Source organism: Hyphomonas sp. (assembly GCF_037969335.1).
Classification (GTDB): Bacteria; Pseudomonadota; Alphaproteobacteria; order Caulobacterales; family Hyphomonadaceae; genus Hyphomonas.
This window is the reverse complement of record NZ_JBBKXE010000184.1, coordinates 1-18,847: the sequence shown is the minus strand read 5'-3', so window position 1 is coordinate 18,847 and position 18,847 is coordinate 1. Positions and strand designations below refer to the sequence as shown.

General features: G+C 63.2%; 18 protein-coding genes. 11 read left to right on the top strand and 7 right to left on the bottom strand.

Features of this window, described 5'->3' with window-relative positions; translation table 11 throughout:
- The first annotated feature begins 3 nt into the window (after positions 1-3).
- Both AADA04_RS13810 and AADA04_RS13805 read left to right on the top strand, forming a co-directional pair.
- Positions 4-2,067, top strand: a complete 2,064-nt coding sequence (locus AADA04_RS13810) for a glycosyltransferase family 39 protein (RefSeq protein ID WP_340693859.1) — start codon at positions 4-6, stop codon at positions 2,065-2,067.
- A gap of 64 nt (positions 2,068-2,131) precedes the next feature.
- A complete protein-coding gene (locus AADA04_RS13805; protein ID WP_340693858.1) occupies positions 2,132-3,448 on the top strand; it encodes an amidohydrolase in 1,317 nt (438 codons plus the stop codon).
- Here AADA04_RS13805 and AADA04_RS13800 read toward each other — a convergent pair.
- The 3 genes from AADA04_RS13800 to AADA04_RS13790 form a co-directional block, all read right to left on the bottom strand.
- Positions 3,445-5,685, bottom strand: coding sequence for a TonB-dependent receptor (locus AADA04_RS13800; protein ID WP_340693857.1), 2,241 nt, complete (start codon positions 5,683-5,685; stop codon positions 3,445-3,447). The two genes, AADA04_RS13805 and AADA04_RS13800, sit on opposite strands and share 4 nt — an antisense overlap.
- A 102-nt stretch (positions 5,686-5,787) precedes the next feature.
- Positions 5,788-6,360, bottom strand: a complete 573-nt coding sequence (locus AADA04_RS13795) for an ActR/PrrA/RegA family redox response regulator transcription factor (RefSeq protein ID WP_340693856.1) — start codon at positions 6,358-6,360, stop codon at positions 5,788-5,790.
- A 49-nt stretch (positions 6,361-6,409) separates the two neighbouring features.
- A complete protein-coding gene (locus AADA04_RS13790; protein ID WP_340693855.1) occupies positions 6,410-7,777 on the bottom strand; it encodes an ActS/PrrB/RegB family redox-sensitive histidine kinase in 1,368 nt (455 codons plus the stop codon).
- Between the two features lie 63 nt (positions 7,778-7,840).
- On the opposite strand from AADA04_RS13790, the gene AADA04_RS13785 reads away from it, so the two are divergent.
- Positions 7,841-8,482, top strand: a complete 642-nt coding sequence (locus tag AADA04_RS13785) for an SCO family protein (protein ID WP_340693854.1) — start codon at positions 7,841-7,843, stop codon at positions 8,480-8,482.
- Positions 8,483-8,492: 10 nt separating this feature from the next.
- On the opposite strand, the gene AADA04_RS13780 is transcribed toward AADA04_RS13785, so the two are convergent.
- Positions 8,493-9,275 carry a 3-hydroxybutyrate dehydrogenase gene (locus AADA04_RS13780; protein ID WP_340693853.1) on the bottom strand — a complete coding sequence of 261 codons (783 nt, stop codon included), beginning with the start codon at positions 9,273-9,275 and terminating at the stop codon, positions 8,493-8,495.
- A gap of 96 nt (positions 9,276-9,371) precedes the next feature.
- Between AADA04_RS13780 and AADA04_RS13775 the strand changes: the two genes are divergently transcribed.
- The 6 genes from AADA04_RS13775 to AADA04_RS13750 all read left to right on the top strand — a co-directional run bounded on the left by AADA04_RS13775 (position 9,372) and on the right by AADA04_RS13750 (position 15,282).
- Positions 9,372-9,803 (top strand): DUF350 domain-containing protein, encoded by a 432-nt coding sequence (locus AADA04_RS13775; protein WP_340693852.1) that lies wholly within the window; start codon positions 9,372-9,374, stop codon positions 9,801-9,803.
- A gap of 21 nt (positions 9,804-9,824) precedes the next feature.
- Positions 9,825-10,646 (top strand): trypsin-like peptidase domain-containing protein, encoded by an 822-nt coding sequence (locus AADA04_RS13770; protein ID WP_340693851.1) that lies wholly within the window; start codon positions 9,825-9,827, stop codon positions 10,644-10,646.
- Positions 10,643-11,554, top strand: a complete 912-nt coding sequence (pyrF, locus tag AADA04_RS13765) for an orotidine-5'-phosphate decarboxylase (RefSeq protein WP_340693850.1) — start codon at positions 10,643-10,645, stop codon at positions 11,552-11,554. Before AADA04_RS13770 ends, pyrF begins: the two co-directional genes overlap by 4 nt.
- A gap of 105 nt (positions 11,555-11,659) precedes the next feature.
- Complete coding sequence (locus AADA04_RS13760; RefSeq protein ID WP_340693849.1) at positions 11,660-13,816, top strand: PQQ-dependent dehydrogenase, methanol/ethanol family; 2,157 nt, start codon at positions 11,660-11,662, stop codon at positions 13,814-13,816.
- 120 nt (positions 13,817-13,936) lie between these two features.
- Positions 13,937-14,410 (top strand): hypothetical protein, encoded by a 474-nt coding sequence (locus AADA04_RS13755; RefSeq protein WP_340693848.1) that lies wholly within the window; start codon positions 13,937-13,939, stop codon positions 14,408-14,410.
- A gap of 47 nt (positions 14,411-14,457) precedes the next feature.
- Positions 14,458-15,282, top strand: coding sequence for a sulfotransferase family protein (locus AADA04_RS13750; RefSeq protein WP_340693847.1), 825 nt, complete (start codon positions 14,458-14,460; stop codon positions 15,280-15,282).
- Here AADA04_RS13750 and AADA04_RS13745 read toward each other — a convergent pair.
- Positions 15,266-15,946 (bottom strand): glutathione S-transferase, encoded by a 681-nt coding sequence (locus AADA04_RS13745; protein WP_340693846.1) that lies wholly within the window; start codon positions 15,944-15,946, stop codon positions 15,266-15,268. The two genes, AADA04_RS13750 and AADA04_RS13745, sit on opposite strands and share 17 nt — an antisense overlap.
- Positions 15,943-16,242 carry a YciI family protein gene (locus AADA04_RS13740; RefSeq protein ID WP_340693845.1) on the bottom strand — a complete coding sequence of 100 codons (300 nt, stop codon included), beginning with the start codon at positions 16,240-16,242 and terminating at the stop codon, positions 15,943-15,945. The genes AADA04_RS13745 and AADA04_RS13740 overlap by 4 nt, the downstream gene beginning before the upstream one ends.
- Before the next feature lie 138 nt (positions 16,243-16,380).
- On the opposite strand from AADA04_RS13740, the gene AADA04_RS13735 reads away from it, so the two are divergent.
- Positions 16,381-16,986, top strand: coding sequence for a TetR/AcrR family transcriptional regulator (locus tag AADA04_RS13735; RefSeq protein WP_340693844.1), 606 nt, complete (start codon positions 16,381-16,383; stop codon positions 16,984-16,986).
- A 240-nt stretch (positions 16,987-17,226) separates the two neighbouring features.
- Here the strand turns inward: AADA04_RS13735 and tsaD are convergent, their stop codons facing one another.
- Positions 17,227-18,372 (bottom strand): tRNA (adenosine(37)-N6)-threonylcarbamoyltransferase complex transferase subunit TsaD, encoded by a 1,146-nt coding sequence (gene tsaD, locus AADA04_RS13730; RefSeq protein WP_340693843.1) that lies wholly within the window; start codon positions 18,370-18,372, stop codon positions 17,227-17,229.
- Between the two features lie 50 nt (positions 18,373-18,422).
- Here tsaD and AADA04_RS13725 point away from each other — a divergent pair.
- A partial coding sequence (locus AADA04_RS13725) for a hypothetical protein (RefSeq protein WP_340693842.1) occupies positions 18,423-18,847 on the top strand: 425 nt, incomplete at its 3' end.

The following is an 18,847-nucleotide window of genomic DNA, read 5'->3' as shown; positions in this document are numbered from 1 at the left end:
GCCATGACATTTCTCGACCGTATCTCGTCCGGCTGGAAAGCCTGGGTCCTGCTCTTCGTGATCACGTTCGGGGCCGCCGCGCCCGGCGTGTTCAACCTGCCTGCGCTCGACCGCGACGAAAGTCGCTTTGCCCAAGCCTCCAAGCAGATGCTGGAATCGGGCGATTATATCCGTCTGCGCTACCAGGATGAGCTGCGTAACAAGAAGCCGGCGGGTATCCACTGGCTGCAGGCCGGTTCGACCGCGCTGTTCACCGGCGCCGAAGCGAAGCAGATATGGACCTATCGTGTGCCCAGCTGGCTCGGCGCGGCGCTGGCCACGCTTGCCTGCTTCTGGTGTGGCATCCCGCTGATCGGACGGCGCGCAAGTTTCGTCGGTGCGGCCCTGTTCGGCACGACGCTGCTGCTCACCAGCGAGGCGCACATCTCCAAGACGGATGGCATGCTCGTCTTCCTGACGACGCTGAGTATCGGCGCGCTCGCGCGTCTCTACATGAACAAGGACCAGTCCAAACGCATGGCGCTCCTGTTCTGGACCGCTATGGGGCTAGTCTTCCTCATCAAGGGCCCTGTCGGCCCGATGGTTGCGGCCTATGCCGGCCTCGGCGCCTGGGTCTGGACCAAGGCGGCTGGCGGCAAGGGTGGCGACTGGTGGCGTGTCCTCCTCTGGTGGCCCGGCCCGGCCATCTTCGTCGCCCTCGTCCTGCCCTGGTTCCTGTGGATACAGGCCGCGACGGGCGGGGAATTCATCAAGGGCGCTGTCGGCAAGGATTTGAAAGACAAGTTCACCGGCGCCTCCGAAGGGCACGGCGGCTGGCCCTTCTACCACCTGACGCACATGCCTGCCTGGTTCTTCCCTGCCACGCTGATGCTGGTGCCCGGCTGTGTGGCCGCCTGGCAGCGGCTCAAGCCGCGCGGCGACCTCGGCTGGAAATGGCTGCGCGAATCGGCGCTGATTACCGCATTCGTGTTTGCGTTCCTCACAGTCCTCCTGTTCGCTCTGCCCCACTTGCCACGCCCTGAAGGCACAGGCCTTGTCGCCAAGACCCTGACGACGCTGTCCACGCTGAAAACCCTGCCAGCCTTCCCGGCGGTGCTGCTCGGCGTCTTCTGGTACATCTCGGGCCGCGACGACTGGAAACACCGCTGGCCCATCGGCATAGACGGCCTGACCGACGAGACCCGCGCCATCCGCTTTCTCGTGGCATGGGCGGCGCTCACCTACGCCTTCTTCGAACTGATGCCCACGTTGCTCAGCCATTATATCCTGCCCGCCTATCCGGCCATCGGCCTCCTCTGCGGCTACGCGGCGGTGCAGCTGATGGAGGGCAAGCGCATGCCGGTCAGCCGCTGGATTTCGCTCGTCCTGTTTGCCGTCGGCGCGATCCTGTTGCTCGCCGTCTCGTTCCCCGGTGTCGCCATCTATTTCATGGAAGAGACCGCAGCGGACTTCACCACAGCCGCCTCCAGCCAGGTGCTTGAGGCATGGACGTCCTATCGCAGCTTCCCGCTCTGGCTCTGGTGGCTCGGTTTCGTGCTTGTTGGCTTGGCCATTATCGAGTTTGCCCGGCGCCGGGACGGACTGGCCATCCTGTTCGCCATCGCCGCCAGCATTGCCATCGGCTGGCATGTCCGCATCTTCATGCTGCCAAGCCAGGTCTGGCTCCAGCCGACCGAAACTGCCCGCGCCGCGCTTGAAGACGTCTGCGGCGTGCCGGGCGACGATGCCAATTGCAACACGACCGCGCCGACCCGCATCCTCGCGCTCGGCTATGCCGAACCGAGCTACATCCTCACGCTCGGCACGCAGAACCTGCACCCGCCGGAAACCCCGCTCGACCTGCCGACGGATCCGTCCGCTTATCCGGTCGTCTACCTCGTCAATTTCGAGGACAGGAAAGCCGATCCCGCAATCGCGGATACGGTGGCCACGCTGCGCGCCCAAGCGGAAAAGCTGAATCTCTGCGTCACCGAGTCCCAGCCGCACTACGCGCTGAACTATTCAAATGGAGACCCGGTCAATTTCCGGGCCATCCGTTTTGATACGCGCGGGTGTCCCGGGGAATAAGGATCAATGATTTACAGGGCGTCATTCGCCGCCTAGCCTCTCGCCGGAATTGGGGAGACAGCACATGAAATTGAAATCCTTGGCCTTGGCCGCATCCGTCCTTGCCCTCGGCGCCGCACCGGGCGCGTTTGCGGACGAGACGCTCCGCTCGGACATTTCGGTCGACTACGACACGCATCTTGGCGCGCTGTTCACATATTTCCATACGAACCCGGAACTCTCCTTCCGCGAAACCAACACGGCGAAGATACTCGCCAAAGAAATCCGCGCTTTCGGGTTTGATGTGACCGAAGGCGTGGGTGGCACCGGCATTGTTGCGGTCATGAAAAACGGGGATGGCCCGACAGTCCTGATGCGCGCCGACATGGACGGCCTGCCGCTCAAGGAAGATAGCGGCCTTGCCTATGCCTCCATGGCCACGCAGGTCGATATTGACGGCGTGGAAAAGCCCGTCATGCATGCCTGCGGGCACGATGTGCACGTCACGTCCCTTGTCGGCGCTGCGAAACAGCTGGCTGCCCGCAAGGACGAATGGTCCGGCACACTTGTTCTCGTTGGCCAGCCGGCTGAAGAACGCATCGGCGGCGCCCGGGCCATGATCGAAGACGGGTTGTACACCCGCTTCCCCAAGCCTGATTATGCCATCGCCTTCCATGTCGCGGCCGAGGTGCCGACAGGGCGCATCGAGCTGCCGCTCGACATCGTGGCGTCCAGCTCCGACAGCGTCGACATTCTTGTCCATGGCGTCGGCACGCATGGCGCTTATCCGCACATGGGCATCGATCCGGTGCTCGTGGCGTCCCAGATTGTCGTGTCATTGCAGTCGGTCGTGTCGCGCTCGATCGCGCCGCTGGATCCCGGCGTCATTACGGTCGGCGCATTCCATGGCGGGGCCAAGCACAACATCATTGGCGACAAGGTCGAGATGCAGCTGACCGTCCGCTCCGACGACCCGGACGTGCGCACACAATTGCTTGACGGCATCGACCGGGTTGCCCGGGGGGTCGCCATTTCAATGAACGTGCCGGAAGACCTGATGCCAGAAGTTGTCCGCTCCCAAACGGAATCGACACCGCCCACGATCAACGACACCGACACGGCCCAGCGCCTGCGCGACGCATTCACGGCCTCACTGCCGGAAGGCACGCTGTTTGAACAGCCACGCGGCGGCATGGGCGCCGAAGACTTCGCCTATTTCGTCACGCCGGAAACCGGCGTTAAAGGCGTCTATTTCAATGTCGGCGGCACACCCGAAGCCGACGTGAAAACTGCGCCGTCCCACCATTCGCCCTTCTTCAAGATCGACCCTGAGCCTTCGGTCAAGCTAGGCACGGAAGCGATGGTCGTCGGCGCAATGGCGCTGATGAAGCCGACAACTTAGAAGCTGTAATCCAGCCGCACACCAAAGGTGCGCGGGTCCGACCGGAACGTGTTGTAGCCGATGAAGCCATAGCCCGAGAGCGCGTAGTCTTCATCGGTGAGGTTGCGCCCCCAGATCGTGACGCCAAGACCCGTGTTGGCAAACTGGAACGCCGCTTCGGCCTGCAAAGTGGTGAACCCCGCCTGCATCCGCTTCTCAAGGCCCTCCGGGTCGAGATAATAATCGCCGCGATATTTGGCATGGGCCGCGACGCTCGCGTCCACGTCTGGCGTCAGCGCGAATTCATAGCGACCGCCCAGTGTGGCTGACACGTCCGGTGCGAAGGGCAGGGGATTGCCGTCGAACGTCGCGGCATTGCCGCCAATATCGGTGGTCTGGTCAATCTCGGTATCAAGCAGCGTCAGTCCGGCATCCAGCGTCAGGCCGTCAACCGGCCGCCAGGTCATGTCGGCCTCTGCGCCATAGACGGTGGCCGCATCCAGGTTCGACAAGGAATTCGACGTGATGCTCGAACCGTCCGGCAGCGCGAAGTTCACGAAGATACGTGCCTGCGGCGCATCATAATCCTGCCAGAACGCAGCGAGGCTCCAGCTCAGCGTGTCCGTGGGGCGTGCCTTGTAGCCGATCTCATACGCCGTCACGGCTTCCGCATCGAACAGGCCCTCGTCGGTGAAATGCGTGGCATTGTTCTGGACCTCGCCATTGAAGCCGCCCGACTTGTAGCTGTTCGACACAGACGCATAGGCCTGCCCGGGCCCGACATCATAAGACAGCGCGGCGTTACCGCTGAGGCGTGTCTCGTCGATTGCGTTCGATCCGAAGGCAAGGCCCAGTCCGCTGACATTATTGTAGCCGACCGTGCCATCATCAAACACATGCCGGCCGCTACCATGCCCTTCGATCCGCTCATCGGTCACGCGCAGGCCCAGCGTGGCCGTGACGCGGTCCGTCAGGTCGAATTCATTATGCGTGAAGGCGGCGAGCGCCGTGCGCGACTGGTTGATGTCCGTGACCAGCGACATCGCGGTTCCGGTCGACACGGGCGTCGGACCAGCGCGGCTTCCCGCACCCACATAGGGACATGTGCCGAGCAGGGTTTCGGGGTCCAGCACACCGCACCAGATCGTGTAGGTCTGGCTGAAATCATCGACCGAACCGCTGAGGCCGATCAGCGTGTGCCCACCGGTCCAGTCCGTCTGCAGGCGGAATTCCTGCGAATACTGACGGAACGACCGATCATACGCGAGGTTCGCATTGAAACCGGGATTTCCGAACAGGGCCACAGCGCCATCAAAATCAAAGCCGTATTGCTGCGCATAGCCTTCAAAGGCTGTCAGCGAGGTGAGGTCCCAGCGCCCGACAGCGCGGTTGTATTCGGCTGATACGCCATAGAAGGCATTATCCGTGTCCTGCAGGCCGTCACCGGCCACGGCGATTTCATGATCGCCCAGGTCCAGGCTGTCATTGCGCGGCGTGGTGTTGACGCCATTGTCTTCCTCATAATGGGTGCGCACCAGCAGTTCGCCGCCGCCAGCATTCTCCCAGAGGAGGCCGAGACGCAGGCCGAACTCGTCGCGCACGCCGCCCGCATCCGCTGGCCCAGCCGTATTGTCGAGGGCTGCATCACGCGACAGGTACCGCACGGCGAGGCGATAGCTGAAGCCGTTATCCAGCGCGTTCCCGTAGGCGCCGCCAAGGTCCACGCGGTTGAAATTGCCATAACCGGCGCGAACATAGCGTGTCTGGTCCGGGCCCGGTCGCGCGGTGATGAAATTGATCGCCCCGCCAGAGGCGTTGCGGCCATACAGCGTGCCTTGCGGGCCTTTCAACACCTCGATCCGGTCGAGGTCATACAGCATCAGGCCGGTCTGCACATTGGTCGCCAGATAGACGCCATCGGAATAGACCGCAGCAGCCGTCGGTGTCAGCGCCTGATGGTCCACCGCGCCGATGCCACGGATCTGGAAGGCGACCTGTGTGCCATTGGCCACCGCCGCGTCGACGCCGGTCAGCAGGTCGGTAATGTCTTCTGCCCCGAGGAAGGCATCCGCCAACTTGAGCGCATCTGAACTGATCACGCTGACGGACATCGGAATGTCGGTCAGTGGCGCGGCGCTGGGTGTGGCGGTCGTGACGACCGGGTCCAGGCGCCTTGGCGCGTCGGCTGTTTCAGCGAGCGCCGGGGCGGCAAAAGAGGCAATCAGGAGCGAGGCGGGGAGGACACGGAACGATTTCATTCGCCGCGCTTAAGCGAGGTGAAAACGCTTTGCAACTGTTGCATTTGTTACAGATAAGGTGACGCTGCAGTCACCTTATTGCGCCATCCGTGGGCTTGGACTTTAGCGCGGGGCGCGTTTCGCCAGGATGCGCTGCAGCGTCCGGCGATGCATGTTCAGGCGCCGGGCCGTTTCCGAGACATTGTGATTGCACAGCTCATAGACGCGCTGGATATGTTCCCAGCGCACCCGGTCCGCCGACATCGGGTTTTCCGGCGGGGCCGGTTTCTCGTCCTTGGTGGCGGTGAGCGCGCGGACGATGTCATCCACATCGGCCGGCTTCGACAGGTAATCGACGGCACCGGCCTTCACGGCGGCGACGGCCGTCGCGATTGCACCATAGCCGGTCAGGATCACGGCTCGTGCATCCGGGCGATGCTTTTGCAGCACGTCGACCACGTCGAGGCCGCTGCCATCTTCAAGGCGTAGGTCCAGCACGGCAAAGGCGGGCGGGTTCAGCCGGGCAATATCCTTGCCTTCGCTGACGGTCGAAACGGCGGAAACAATGAAGCCGCGCTGGGCCAGGGCGCGCGCCATGCGTTGAACGAACGGGCCGTCATCATCCATCACAAGGCAGGAACGGTCTTCCACATCCTTGAGGCTATCGTGCAGGTTTACAGACACTGGGCGGTCCATGGCCGCATTCCTTCTCATGATTCCATCTCAATATAGGCTTTGGCACGGCCTAGGCCAACTTAGAAGCCTCTAGCGCTGCTCTTGGCCAGAGAGCCTGCACCACCGCGCCGCGCTTGGGCGGAGTCCGGTTGCGCGTCGCGATGCGTCCGCCGGTCCGTTCGATCAGCGTTTTTGCGATGAAAAAGCCCAGACCCATGTCGCCGCCGCCCAGCTGGGCTTCGCTGCGCTGGGAGACGTAAGGCTCGCCAAGTTTCGGCATCACTTCAGCGGCAAATCCCGGCCCGTCATCCGTGATCGTGATGATCACCTGGTCGTCCGTCCATGACGCCACCGCCGTGACGCCGGTGTCGGCGAAGCTAACCGCGTTCTCGATAAAGGCACCAAGGGCATGCAGGATTTCCGGACTGCGATTGAGGATCGGCGCTTTCGGTTCGCCCCGTTCCCCCGGCACCGCGCGCACGACCAGGTCGACGCCCAGCCCCTTGAACGGCGCGGCGGCTTCTTCGACCAATGCGTCGAGCGGCATCAGCGCATGCACGATATCTGTCGCCTCGCGCGCCTCCCGTATGGTGGCGAGGATCGCGCGGCAGCGATCTGCCTGTTCGGCGATCAGACGGATGTCTTCGCTATGGGGATCATCCGGCCCGATTTCGGCGAGCAATTCCTTGGACACGAGGTGAATGGTCGCCAGCGGCGTGCCAAGTTCATGTGTCGTCATCGCCGACATGGCGCCAAGCGCCGACAGTTTCTGTTCGCGCGCCATCACCACGCTGGCCGCATCGAGCGCCCGAACCAGTCTTGCCTCATCCTGGCTGACCCGGACTGCTGACAGGGAAAAGAAGACGAGACCCACGACGAGCGCCGTGAACTGGCCCCACTGGAAGAGCGGGGGCAGGCTGATCGCCTCACCGCCCACCCAGGGCAAAGGCAGGGAGAAGAATGGCATCATCGCTGCCGACGCGAGCGCCAGGACCGCAACCATTGTCGCCCGGGTCTGCGAAACAGACAGCGCCGCAACGGTCACCGGCGCCAGCAGCATCAGCAGGAAGGGGTTGGACAGGCCGCCGGTCACGGTGATCAGCGCCGCCAGTTGCAGCGTGTCGAAGGCCAGTTGCAGGCTCGCCTCCCAGCCGCGCGTCAGGCGCTGGCTCTGGAAGGCAAAGGCCAGGAACACATTGAGCCAGGCTGACGCGGCAATGATCGCCAGGCACAGCGCCAGCGGCACTTCAAAGCCCAGCCCGAACGCCACGAACAGGACGGCTGCCGTCTGACCAGCCACGGCCAGCCAGCGCAGCGTGATGAATGTGCGAAGCCGTGTCCGCCCCAGCGCCGACTGCGCCGAGCCAAGCCCCTCGGGCGCCAGCGTGAAGACGGCGTCGTCCAGCGCGTATCGGGAATCTCGGGTAATCTCGTCCATGAAGCTGCTTATGCGTCAGCGTGACGCTTGCGCCAAGCAGGGCATTCCCGGCATATCGCTATCATGTTTCCAATCCGCACCCTTCTCGTCGCGTTCGGCACCCTTGCCGCCACCGCCTGCTCCCCCTCGGCGCCCCCGTCCGACACCGCTGCCACACCCGCAACGCCCCGCTCCGGCGGGGTCAAATCCGGGTGCCTCAGCCGCGCCTATCCGGAGATTGGCGGGCCGATCTCGCTCGTCTCGCACACCGGAGAAGCCGTCACGGAGGATACGTTCAAGGGTCATCCAACCTTGATTTATTTCGGATTTACCTATTGCCCGGACGTTTGCCCGATGACGCTGGTCAGTATCGCGCGCGCCTACAAGATGCTGCCCGAAGACATGGCGCCGCCCCAGACGCTCCTGATCTCGGTCGATCCCGAGCGCGACACGCCCGAAACCCTCGCCCAATACGTAACAACCGCTGCGTTTCCCGACAATCTGGTCGGCTTGACGGGCACCAGGGAACAGGTCCGCGCGGCAGCCGATTCCTTCATCGCCGACTATTCGCGGATCGACGATGACAGCAGTTCAGCCGGTTACACGATGGACCATACGAGCCTGCTCTATCTGATGGACGAGGACTGGAAGCTGAAGACCTTCTTCACCCACGAGGACACGAGCGAGACAATCGCCGCGTGCCTCGCCGAAGTGCTGGAAGAATAGCGGCGAAAGCCTATTCGGCCGTCCAGCCGCCATCGATCGAGAGTTCCGCACCATTGATCTGGTCGGCGTCGGGCGAGCAAAGGAAGGCGGCAAAGCCGGCGATCTGCTCCACCGTGACGAATTCCTTGGTGGGTTGGGCCTCGAGGATCACGTCTTCGATCACTTGCTCCCGCGTCATGCCGCGCGCCTTGGCCGTATCGGCAATCTGGCCGTCCACCAGTGGTGTATGGACATAGCCGGGGCAGATCAGGTTACAGCGCACGCCATGTTTCGCCCCTTCGAGGGCAGTCACCTTGGTCAGGCCGGCCAGTCCGTGCTTGGCCGTGACATAGGCCGACTTGAAGGGGGAGGCGACCTTGGCATGGGCGCTGCCCGTGTTGATGATACGCCCCCAGCCCTTTTCCTTCATCCCGGGAAGGGCCATGCGCGTCGTGTGGAAGGCGGCGGTCAGGTTGAGCGCGATGATGAGATCCCACTTTGCGACCGGAAAGTCCTCGATGGGTGCAACATATTGAACGCCTGCATTATTGACGAGAATGTCTGCGCCGCCGAAATCGCGGGCGACATAGCCCATCATGCCCTCAATCGCGTCTGGGTTGGTGAGATCGGCGCCCGAATATCCGACCTTTACCCCGAATTCTTTTTCCAGACCGGCTCTTTCCGCTTCAATCGCGGCTTCGTCCCCGAATCCGTTGAGCACGACATTGCATCCTTCGCGTGCAAGGCGGGTCGCAATCCCCATTCCGATACCGCTCGTCGAGCCAGTGACGAGTGCAGTTTTTCCGCTCAGCATGATGATGTCTCCTTGAGGCGCAGGCGCGCTGTGTTTAGGGATAAGGGCGGCCTCGGGAGGGCCTCGGACAATATGTGTTCAAGATAGGCGGGTTCAATGGACGGTGAAATTGGTGCTTTTGTAGAAGCGTTTCCGCGCTTTCTGATCTGGACTGCATCTGCAGGTGGTATGCTGGTTGTCGCAAGCACTATCTACGTGTTGCTGACACCATGGAAGGAACTTGCACTCGTAAAAGGCGGCAACGCCTCGGCAGGCCTCGCACTGGCAGGCGCGATTACCGGTCTCGCCATACCCATCGCATCGACCTTGGCATCGAGTGTGTCCTTGTTCGACCTCCTGATATGGGGCGTGATCGCCCTGTTGCTCCAGTTGATCGTTTACCGGCTCGTGGACGTTTTGCTGCGCGACATTCCGCAGCGGATCGAGCAGGATCAGGCTGGCGCGGCGATTGTGCTGATTGCCGCAAAGATTTCGTCGGCGCTGATTCTGGCGGCCGGATTGTGGGACCCGGCCCTGCAAAGGTTTTGAGTTGAGGAGACGCACGCACAAATGAGGTCGTTTGATTGGGTCCTTTACCTTCTGGTGTTCAGCGCCGTGGTCTGGACGTTGTTTGCCAATGAGCACAACGCTGATGCGCCTGAATCGCCTCCGACAGTGCTCGAGTCGGACGGCCCGACATTGCCGCCGCCCTCCATCCTCGACGAGCAGATACTGGTCCAGGTCGACTCCCCGAAGGATGGCATCGGCACAGCTTTTGCGGTCAATAATTCCGGTGACTGGATTACGGCGCGTCATGTCGTTGAAGGCTGCAACAGCGTCGGCCTGCTGGTCGCGCCCGACCAATATGTCCCGGCTGCAAGCGTTAGGGTTGATCCCGACCATGACCTTGCCCTCATTTCGACGGGCCGCAGCCCGGCCTCTGTGAAACTCGCCCTGAACTCGACGTTGCGCATCGGCGACGAAGGCTATCATGTCGGCTATCCGCAAGGCCGGCCGGGCGAAGTGGCGACCAAGCTTCTGTCGCGATCCAAACTGATCACACGCGGACGCCGCGATGGCGCCGAGCCGATCCTCGCCTGGGCCGAAATCGGGCGTACCCAGGGCCTCACCGGCACGCTTGGCGGTATCTCGGGCGGTCCTGTCTTCGACAAGGATGGCGGCGTGCGCGGCGTCATTGTTGCTGAAAGCCCGCGCCGCGGCCGGATATACACGGCAGCGCCGTCCTCCATCGAAGCCTTCCTCACCAGTCTCGACGTTTCGACCGTCGAAGGCCCCCATGAGGCGTTCACGGTGAACACTTACGGGCCGCAATCCGACAATGCCCGCCGCCGGCTGCAGGTGGTCAAGGTTGCCTGCCAGGTGCGCCCATGACCGATTTTGCCGGTCGCCTGGTTACTGCGGCCCGCACCTTGGGTCCGCTCTGCGTGGGAATCGACCCGCATGCCGGGCGTGTGCCCGCCCTTTTCGGCGGTGACACGCCGGACGGTCTGGCGCGCTGGGGCGAAGCCATCATCGCGCAGGTTGTCGGCCGGGCCGGTATCATCAAGCCGCAAGTTGGCCTGTTCGAGCGTCTCGGCCCCGACGGCATGCGCGCACTGCAACGTGTGTGCGAAGCGGCGCGTGATGCGGGCCTGATCGTGATCGCAGATGCCAAGCGCGGTGATATCGGGTCGACGGCAGAAGGGTATGCGCAGGCCTATCTTGGCAAATCGGCCCCGTTTCCCTGTGATGCGGTCACCGTAAACCCCTATATGGGGATCGACACGCTTGAGCCGTTCCTGTCGGCGGCGGAATCGAATGGCAAGGGCTTGGTCGTTCTGGCGCGCACGTCCAATCCCGGATCGGCTGATTTCCAGACGCAGGACATGGGCGGTGCCCCACTCTATGCGCGTGTCGTGGAAGCGCTGCGGCCCGCGATCCAGCGTCTTGAAGGGGCGGACGGCTGGTCGAGCCTCATGCTCGTCGCGGGCGCAACCGGGCCTGATGAGGCGCGCAAGCTGCGCCAGCTGGCGCCGAAATGCCTGTTCCTCGTGCCGGGTTACGGCGCGCAAGGCAGCGGTGCGAAGGATGCCCTCGCGGGCTTTGTCAGGCGCGGCAATCATCTTGAGGGCGGCGTGGTGAATGCCTCCCGGTCCGTGAACTTTCCGGACGGTGCTGCATCGGCAGGCAATCTCGCTGAATGGCAATCGGTCATTGCGCAGGCAATCGACGCCGCGCAGGCCGATCTCACCGCGCTCAGCGGTGTTGCCGAGCGTTCCGGCACATTGGCCGGCAACTGACCTAGCGAGAGACCTCGACAATCGCTGTCGAAGGGCTAGCATAATCGCCAATCATCAAGAGCGGCACCAGACCGCCATGCTCAAACCGAGGGGAGACATCAGGCCATGACTCATTGGCGTTCATTCATCATGGCGGGGGGCGCACTGGCGCTGCTCGCGGGCTGTGCCCCGAAAGAGAAGGCCGAAGTGGCCGAAAAGCCTGTGGAAGCAGCCTTCGCCGCGGTCGATACAAATCGTATCGCGACGGCCAGTGGCGGCGCCGAATGGCTGACCTATGGCGGCACCTATGATGAGCAGCGCTTCTCGACGCTGACGGGAATCAATACCGAGAATGTCGGCCGTCTGGGCGTTGCCTGGACCCACGATCTCGACACCAATCGCGGTGTTGAGGCGACGCCGATCGTTGTCGACGGCGTGATGTATGTCACGTCGGCCTGGTCCGTGGTCTACGCGCTTGATGCCAAGACAGGCGACGCGCTGTGGACCTACGACCCGGATGTTGATCGCGCCGTTGGCGTGAAGGCCTGCTGCGACGTGGTCAACCGCGGTGTCGCGGTCCTTGATGGCAAGGTCTATGTCGGTGTGATTGACGGTCGTCTTGAAGCATTGAATGCGAAAACCGGCGAACGCATCTGGAGCACGGTGACGGTCGACCAGGCCAAGCCCTACACGATCACCGGCGCACCACGCGTGGTGAACGGCAAGGTGCTGATCGGCAATGGCGGCGCTGAACTGGGCGTGCGCGGTTACCTGACAGCCTATGATTCAGAAACCGGCAAGAAGCTCTGGCGCTTCTACACGGTGCCGAACCCGAAAAAGCAGCCTGACCACGAACCTTCGGACAAGGCTTTCGAATCCGTCGGCAACGTCACCTGGGGTGACGAAGGCGCATGGGTCACCGATGGCGGCGGCGGCACGGTCTGGGATTCCATCGTCTACGACACGGTCAACGACCAGATCATTTTCGGCGTCGGCAACGGATCGCCATGGAACCGTACGTTCCGTGACCCTGCCGGTGGCGACAACCTGTTCCTCTCGTCGATTGTCGCGGTCGATGCCGATACAGGTGAATACAAGTGGCACTTCCAGACCACGCCGGGCGACAACTGGGACTATACAGCCACCCAGTCGATCATCTTGGCAGACCTGCCGCTCGGCGAAGATGGCGCGCCGCGCCGCGTCGCCATGCAGGCGCCCAAGAACGGGTTCTTCTATGTCCTGGATGCCGCCACGGGCGAGTATCTTTCGGGCGATGCGTTCGTTCCGCTGAACTGGGCAACCGGTCTCGACGAGAACGGCCGGCCGATGGAAGTGGCCGCAGCCCGCTATGGCAAGGAACCCCACCAGCAACTTCCCGGGCCGCTTGGTGCCCACAACTGGCAGCCAATGGCCTACAGCCCGGAAACCGGACTGGCCTATATCCCGGCCCAGGAAATTCCGCAGGCCTATGCGGAAGACCCAAGGTTCGGCACCAAGACGATCGGCTGGAATACCGGCGCCGACTTCTCGTCGGGCATTCCGCCCATTGCGCCGCCTGACGTCGCCAAGTTCCTCCGCTCGACCCTCAAGGGCCGCCTGATTGCGTGGGATCCGGTCAAGCAGGAGCCCCGCTGGACCGTCGAGCATGAGAACGCGTGGAATGGCGGCGTGCTGTCCACGGCGGGCAATCTCGTCTTCCAGGGCAAGCTGAATGGCGACTTTGTCGCCTATAATGCGGCAACCGGCGAAAAACTGTGGAACCAGAACGTCAAGTCAGGCGCCGCATCCGGCCCCGGCACCTATCTGATCGACGGCGAGCAATACGTGACGATCACGACCGGCTGGGGCAGTGCTTTCGCCCTCACCGCTGGCTACGCCTATGACGAGGCGGTGCCTGCGACAGTCGGCAAGGTGGTCACGTTCAAGATTGGCGGCACGGGCCTCATCGCCGACGCTGATTTCACGCCGATTGAGCGGACCGCCAAGGCTGATGCCTTCGGTGACGACGCGATGATCGCACAGGGCGCGGTGGCCTTCTCGCGCAATTGCATGGTCTGCCATGGCGCGCTCGCCGCCAGTTCCGGCGTGCTGCCCGACCTGCGCTGGTCGGCCATCACCGGCAATGCCGAAGCGTGGAGGGGCGTCGTGCTCGACGGAAACCTCGCCGCCAATGGCATGGTCTCGTTCGCCGAACACCTGACGCCTGAGGAATCCGAAGCCATCCGCGCCTATGTCCTCGCGCAGGCGCATGCCAGCGCAGATCCCGCAGGCGGCGGTCAGTAAGCTCAGGACGCATTGGGTGTGGCGCGTCCCTTCGGGGCGCGCTACACTTTTTTGATGCAGTTCCTTGTCGCTATTCTTGGTATTCTGGTGGCTATCGGCGTCTGGTCTTGGCGGCTGCGCATGGCCCGCGACGGCGCGCGCCATGCGGTCGATCTGGCGCGGTCTGCGGCCAACCTGCCCCGGAGCATCGCCTTCAAGTACCGGGCCGGCCGCAATGGCCTCGACCTGATCGACGATCCCCGTGAGGCAGCGGCGATCATGATGATGGAAGTCGCCCGCGCCCGCGGCGGCCCGCTGACTGACCGCCAAAGCGACGTCATCAGTGACGAGATCATGCGCCATTTCAGCTTCTCGCAGGACGAAGCCCACGAACTGGTTGCGCACGCGGCATGGGTGACAAACAAGGCGCCCCTGCCACAGGAAACCATGCGCCGTCTCAGCCAGAAGATTGTCGGCGACCGCTATCTCGGTCCGAAGGAAGTGGTCGATCTCGACGGCATGCTCGAGGCGGTCTCCGAGGCGGAAGGCACGCCCACGCGCGACCAGCTGGCGCTGCTGCAAGTGTATCGCGACCGGGCCGGCCTCAAGACATGAGCGCCGCACCCGTTGCGCTCTGGCAGGTCTGAGGCTAGGGGCGACCCATGATCGAGACTCTGCCTGCCGCCTACCGCGCCCGCGTTCGCAACGATAACTGGAACAATTATTCCGTGCTGCGCCATGGCGCTTTCGACGGCATGCTGGTGACATCAAAGAATTCCGGCACGCACTGGCTGAAATACATGCTGGCGATTGCCATCGCCGATACGCACGGCATCGCCCGCCCGAAATATTTTTCCGAGAATGCCGTCCGGCCCTATATCGGCTGGCCGAAGGACAAGCCCACCTTCCCGGACATCCCGCGCCTCGCCTTCAGCCACACCATCCCCCACCGCCTGGCCGACTGGGGCTGGGCCCGGCGCGCCGCCAACCTGCCGCCCTACGTGCTCGCCGTCCGGCATCCGATGGCCATCCTCGCCAGCCACCATGCCAAATGGGAATATGACATCAAGGTCGACTGGCTGACCTATCTGAAAGGCGATCCGGGCGGGAAGGCATATCGCTGCGACATCTACTGGCTCGCCCGGTTCTGGAACCGCTGGGGCGACGTCTGCGCCGCTGCGCCGGGCCGGATACTCACCGTCCATTACGAAGACACGCTGAAGGATGCACGCGCCGTGCTGGAGGCCGTCGCGGCGCACTGGTCACTCGACCTGACGCCCGCTTCGATCGACGCGGCGCTCGCGGCGGGCACCAAGGCCGAAATGGCCAAGCATACCGACCCGCACGCCGAGCCCAACGTGCTGCAGAATCGCAAGACCGCGCTTGCCGACCTGTTCACGGGCGAAGCCATGGACCTTTACCGGACACAGGTGAAAACGCTGTTCCGGCACGATCTCGGTTACGACCTGTTCAGCCTGCCGGCTTGAGAGACCCGCTGGACCGGCCATCCGGGCCATACTTGATCCACCACGGTTCGGCCTTTGCCTGTTCTTCCAGGACGCGGAATTTCGGATCGCTGAGCACAGCGTCGGCATAGGCCTGTGCGGGGCCGCTGAGCGGAAGGCCATAGGTGCGGAAGCGGGTCACGACAGGCGTGTAGAACGCATCGGCGGCGCTCCACTGGCCGAACAGGAACGGCCCGCCGGCGCCGAAGCGTTCGCGCAGATCGCACCAGAGGCCATCGATCCGCGCAATGTCGGCCTTCAGTCCGTCACTCATCTCCGGGGCGGCATGGCGCGACCGGATGTCCATCGGGCAGAGGCTGCGCAGGGCCGGAAAGCCGGCATGCATTTCCGAAGCGGCGGCGCGGGCCACGGCGCGGGCTGCGGCATCTTCAGGCCAGACCTGGCCCGGACCGGCCCATTCAGCGATCCATTCGGTGATCGCAAGGCTTTCCCACACGGTTTGCGCGTCCCAGATCAGCAATGGCACCTTGGCCGTCGGGCTGATCTCTTTCAGTTTCGCGCTCGTGTCGGGAAAATCCAGCGGCACGATCACCTCTTCCACCGGCAGGCCGACATGACGCGCGACCAGCAGGGGCCGGATCGACCAGCTGGAATAGTTCAGGTTGCCGAGGATAAGCTGTTTCATGCCGGCTTGCCGTCCCCGATGGACCAGCGGATCTCATGAATGTCGACCCGCTCGAAGACGCCGGCCAGTGTATAGGGGTCCTGCGACGACAGGGCCTTGGCGGCGGCGAGGCTCTCGGCCTGCACCAGGAATATCGACCCGACCATGGTCTCGCCGTCATCCGCGAGCAGCGGCCCGGCCATGCGAACGACATCCCCCAGGCTCACGGCCCATTCCAGATGCGCCGGACGGGCCTTGGCGCGCAGCGCGGCGCCGCCGTCTTGTCGGTCGAGACAGTGTAGGCAGAACAATGGCATGAACGTCTCCTCGGGGCCTGGTTGAGTGTCCGGACCGCTATGGCATACTGCTTGCGAGCTTTCCACTGCCAAGCAAATCCGGCGAATGTGAACTGAATGAATCATTGATCCTTCAGGAATTAGTAGTATGGTTTTCGCATGAATGACACGACAGATACCCGCGAGCAGATCCTGAATGCCGCCATGGAGCGCATCCATCACTATGGTTACGGCAAGACGACCATGTCGGAGATTGCCCGCGACTGCAGCATGTCGGCGGGCAATATCTACCGCTTCTTCGCCTCGAAGATCGACATTGCCGAGGCTATGGCGCGCAAGTTCAACGCCAAGGTCTTCGAAGACTATGCCGCGATTGCCCGCAAGAAAACATCAGCGTCTTCAAGGCTTCGCGAGTTTTTCGAGATGAGTCTCGAGCGAACCTTCAAGGCCATTGAGGAAGACGCCAAGATTTTGGAAGTCGCCGGCGTCCTCAAAGAGGAGCGCCCGCTCTATTTCAACGAGCAGATGGCCCAGGAGCGCGTTTACCTGGTGCAGATCCTGAATGATGGCATTCAGGCCGGTGAATTCCGCGCGCTTGAGCGCCCCGAAGAAACAGCTGAATTCATGCAGTCTGCGCTGATGAAATTCCGCTTTCCGCAGCTGTTTTCGGCGCTGTCCCTGCCAAAACTGCAGCGGGAACTGGGCGGCGTTCTCGATCTTTTGCTGGCCTCGCTATCGTGTGGTGCCCATACGCCGGATCGATAGAAAATCTAAACGCTGAATAAAAACGAAATTGTTCATTGATTATTTTTCAGGGCCTGCTATATCAGGGTCATGGAAGACTATGGTGCCTTCCAAAAGACCCCTTGAAGAGCAATCCAATGACCCTCTCGAAAACTGAAGCCCGCCAATCCTTCTACGCCTTGATCGCAGCCGTGCCGTTCGCCGTTGCCATCTTCGCCGCCACGCTCGCACTTGCTGAATTTGCAGTTTAGTGACGCCTGATCAGGCCTTGGCGCCCTTGAGCCCCGTGGCATAAGCCGGATCCAGCGTCGCAGACGCTTCATCCAGCGGCCACCGGGGTCTCGCCCCGGCGCCAAGGTCCCCGGTCGCGTCAACTAGTCCGGCGGCCATCCGCTCGGCCCCGACAAGCGCGATCATCGCAGCATTGTCCGTACAGTGCCGCAAAGGCGGCGCGACAAGCAGCCCCCCGAACGCCGCTGCTTCCGTTTCCAGCGCCGTGCGGATCGCCTGGTTGGAGGCAACGCCGCCCGCCACGACGAAACGGATCGTTTCCCCTTCACCCGGATCAAACCCCTCGAGTGCGCGCTGCGCCTTGCCCGCCAGCACGTCGCAGACGGCTGCCTGGAAACTGGCGCACAGGTCAGCGAGGCGCTGCTCTGTGAGGGGTTCCTCGGCGGCCGCGCGGGCAACAGCGGTCTTCAGGCCCGCAAAGCTCATGTCGAGGCCGGGCCGGTTCATCAGCGGACGCGGGAAGCTGAAGGCTTTTGGATCACCGGATTTCGCCAGCCGCTCCACGGCGGGGCCGCCCGGAAAGCCGAGGCCGAGCAATTTCGCCGTCTTGTCGAACGCCTCGCCCACGGCATCGTCAATCGTCGAGCCGAGACGCTTGTAGTCGCCCAGCCCGCGCACCTCGAGGAACTGGCAATGCCCGCCCGACACCAGCAGCAACAGGTAAGGAAAAGGGCAATCGCCGCCGAGCCTTGGGCTCAGCGCATGGCCTTCCAGATGGTTGACCGCGATGAACGGCTTGCCGGCGGCCTGCGCAATCGCCTTGCCGGTCATCATGCCGACGAGCACGCCGCCGATCAGGCCGGGGCCGGACGTGGCGGCGACGCCGTCGAGGTCTGAATAGGAAATTCCCGCATCCTTCATCGCGGCGGCCACCGTCTTGTCGGCAATCTCCGCATGCGCCCGCGCCGCAATCTCCGGCACCACGCCCTGATAGGGCGCATGCTCTTCCAGTTGCGTATGGATCACGTCCGACAGCAGCGTCACGCGCCCATCCTCCAGCCGCAGCACAGCAGCAGCCGTCTCGTCGCAGGAGGATTCAATACCGAGGATAGTAAGCGGGCGGGTCATCGGGGGCATGTAGGCCGGGACGGACGGATTGGGAAGGCTGGAGGGCATTCTCCACCCCCTTATCCAACCCATATCCCACCCGCGCTATACTGCGCCGCATGAGCCATCCGCCCGACTTGATCCATCACGGCCTCGAACAGGCACGCCTTGCGCTGTGGGCGGTAATCAACATGACGAACGCCCACCTGCGCCCCCTCACCTTGCGGCGCAGCCTCAAGCGACGCGCCTCGGGACGGCTGAAACAGCTCGAGATGATCGTGCGGCGCCTGCTGACCCTGATGGCGCTGGCGCTCACGCTGCCAGCGGTCCGGCCACGGACGTACCTCACGCCTGCCACTACCACACCACTCCCCGAGGGCACCGAACTCGTCACCTTCCCGGCCCCGTACCGTTTCGCGCTGTCGGGAAGGGTGCAGCCGGCCGTCGACCCCGAAGCCTCCGTGCTGTTTCCGGGCAGCGTTCGTGCATTCGGCCCGGTCCCCGCCGCGCCCTTCCTCGCCCGCGTCAGCGCGCTCTACAAGGT

Bases quoted from the DNA above. Each gene is read 5' to 3' on its own strand.
- AADA04_RS13810 (WP_340693859.1), top strand. From the start codon at position 4: ATGACATTTCTCGACCGTATCTCGTCCGGCTGGAAAGCCTGGGTCCTG.
- AADA04_RS13805 (WP_340693858.1), top strand. From the start codon at position 2,132: ATGAAATTGAAATCCTTGGCCTTGGCCGCATCCGTCCTTGCCCTCGGC.
- AADA04_RS13800 (WP_340693857.1), bottom strand. From the start codon at position 5,685: ATGAAATCGTTCCGTGTCCTCCCCGCCTCGCTCCTGATTGCCTCTTTT.
- AADA04_RS13795 (WP_340693856.1), bottom strand. From the start codon at position 6,360: ATGGACCGCCCAGTGTCTGTAAACCTGCACGATAGCCTCAAGGATGTG.
- AADA04_RS13790 (WP_340693855.1), bottom strand. From the start codon at position 7,777: ATGGACGAGATTACCCGAGATTCCCGATACGCGCTGGACGACGCCGTC.
- AADA04_RS13785 (WP_340693854.1), top strand. From the start codon at position 7,841: ATGTTTCCAATCCGCACCCTTCTCGTCGCGTTCGGCACCCTTGCCGCC.
- AADA04_RS13780 (WP_340693853.1), bottom strand. From the start codon at position 9,275: ATGCTGAGCGGAAAAACTGCACTCGTCACTGGCTCGACGAGCGGTATC.
- AADA04_RS13775 (WP_340693852.1), top strand. From the start codon at position 9,372: ATGGACGGTGAAATTGGTGCTTTTGTAGAAGCGTTTCCGCGCTTTCTG.
- AADA04_RS13770 (WP_340693851.1), top strand. From the start codon at position 9,825: ATGAGGTCGTTTGATTGGGTCCTTTACCTTCTGGTGTTCAGCGCCGTG.
- pyrF (WP_340693850.1), top strand. From the start codon at position 10,643: ATGACCGATTTTGCCGGTCGCCTGGTTACTGCGGCCCGCACCTTGGGT.
- AADA04_RS13760 (WP_340693849.1), top strand. From the start codon at position 11,660: ATGACTCATTGGCGTTCATTCATCATGGCGGGGGGCGCACTGGCGCTG.
- AADA04_RS13755 (WP_340693848.1), top strand. From the start codon at position 13,937: ATGGCCCGCGACGGCGCGCGCCATGCGGTCGATCTGGCGCGGTCTGCG.
- AADA04_RS13750 (WP_340693847.1), top strand. From the start codon at position 14,458: ATGATCGAGACTCTGCCTGCCGCCTACCGCGCCCGCGTTCGCAACGAT.
- AADA04_RS13745 (WP_340693846.1), bottom strand. From the start codon at position 15,946: ATGAAACAGCTTATCCTCGGCAACCTGAACTATTCCAGCTGGTCGATC.
- AADA04_RS13740 (WP_340693845.1), bottom strand. From the start codon at position 16,242: ATGCCATTGTTCTGCCTACACTGTCTCGACCGACAAGACGGCGGCGCC.
- AADA04_RS13735 (WP_340693844.1), top strand. From the start codon at position 16,381: ATGAATGACACGACAGATACCCGCGAGCAGATCCTGAATGCCGCCATG.
- tsaD (WP_340693843.1), bottom strand. From the start codon at position 18,372: ATGCCCTCCAGCCTTCCCAATCCGTCCGTCCCGGCCTACATGCCCCCG.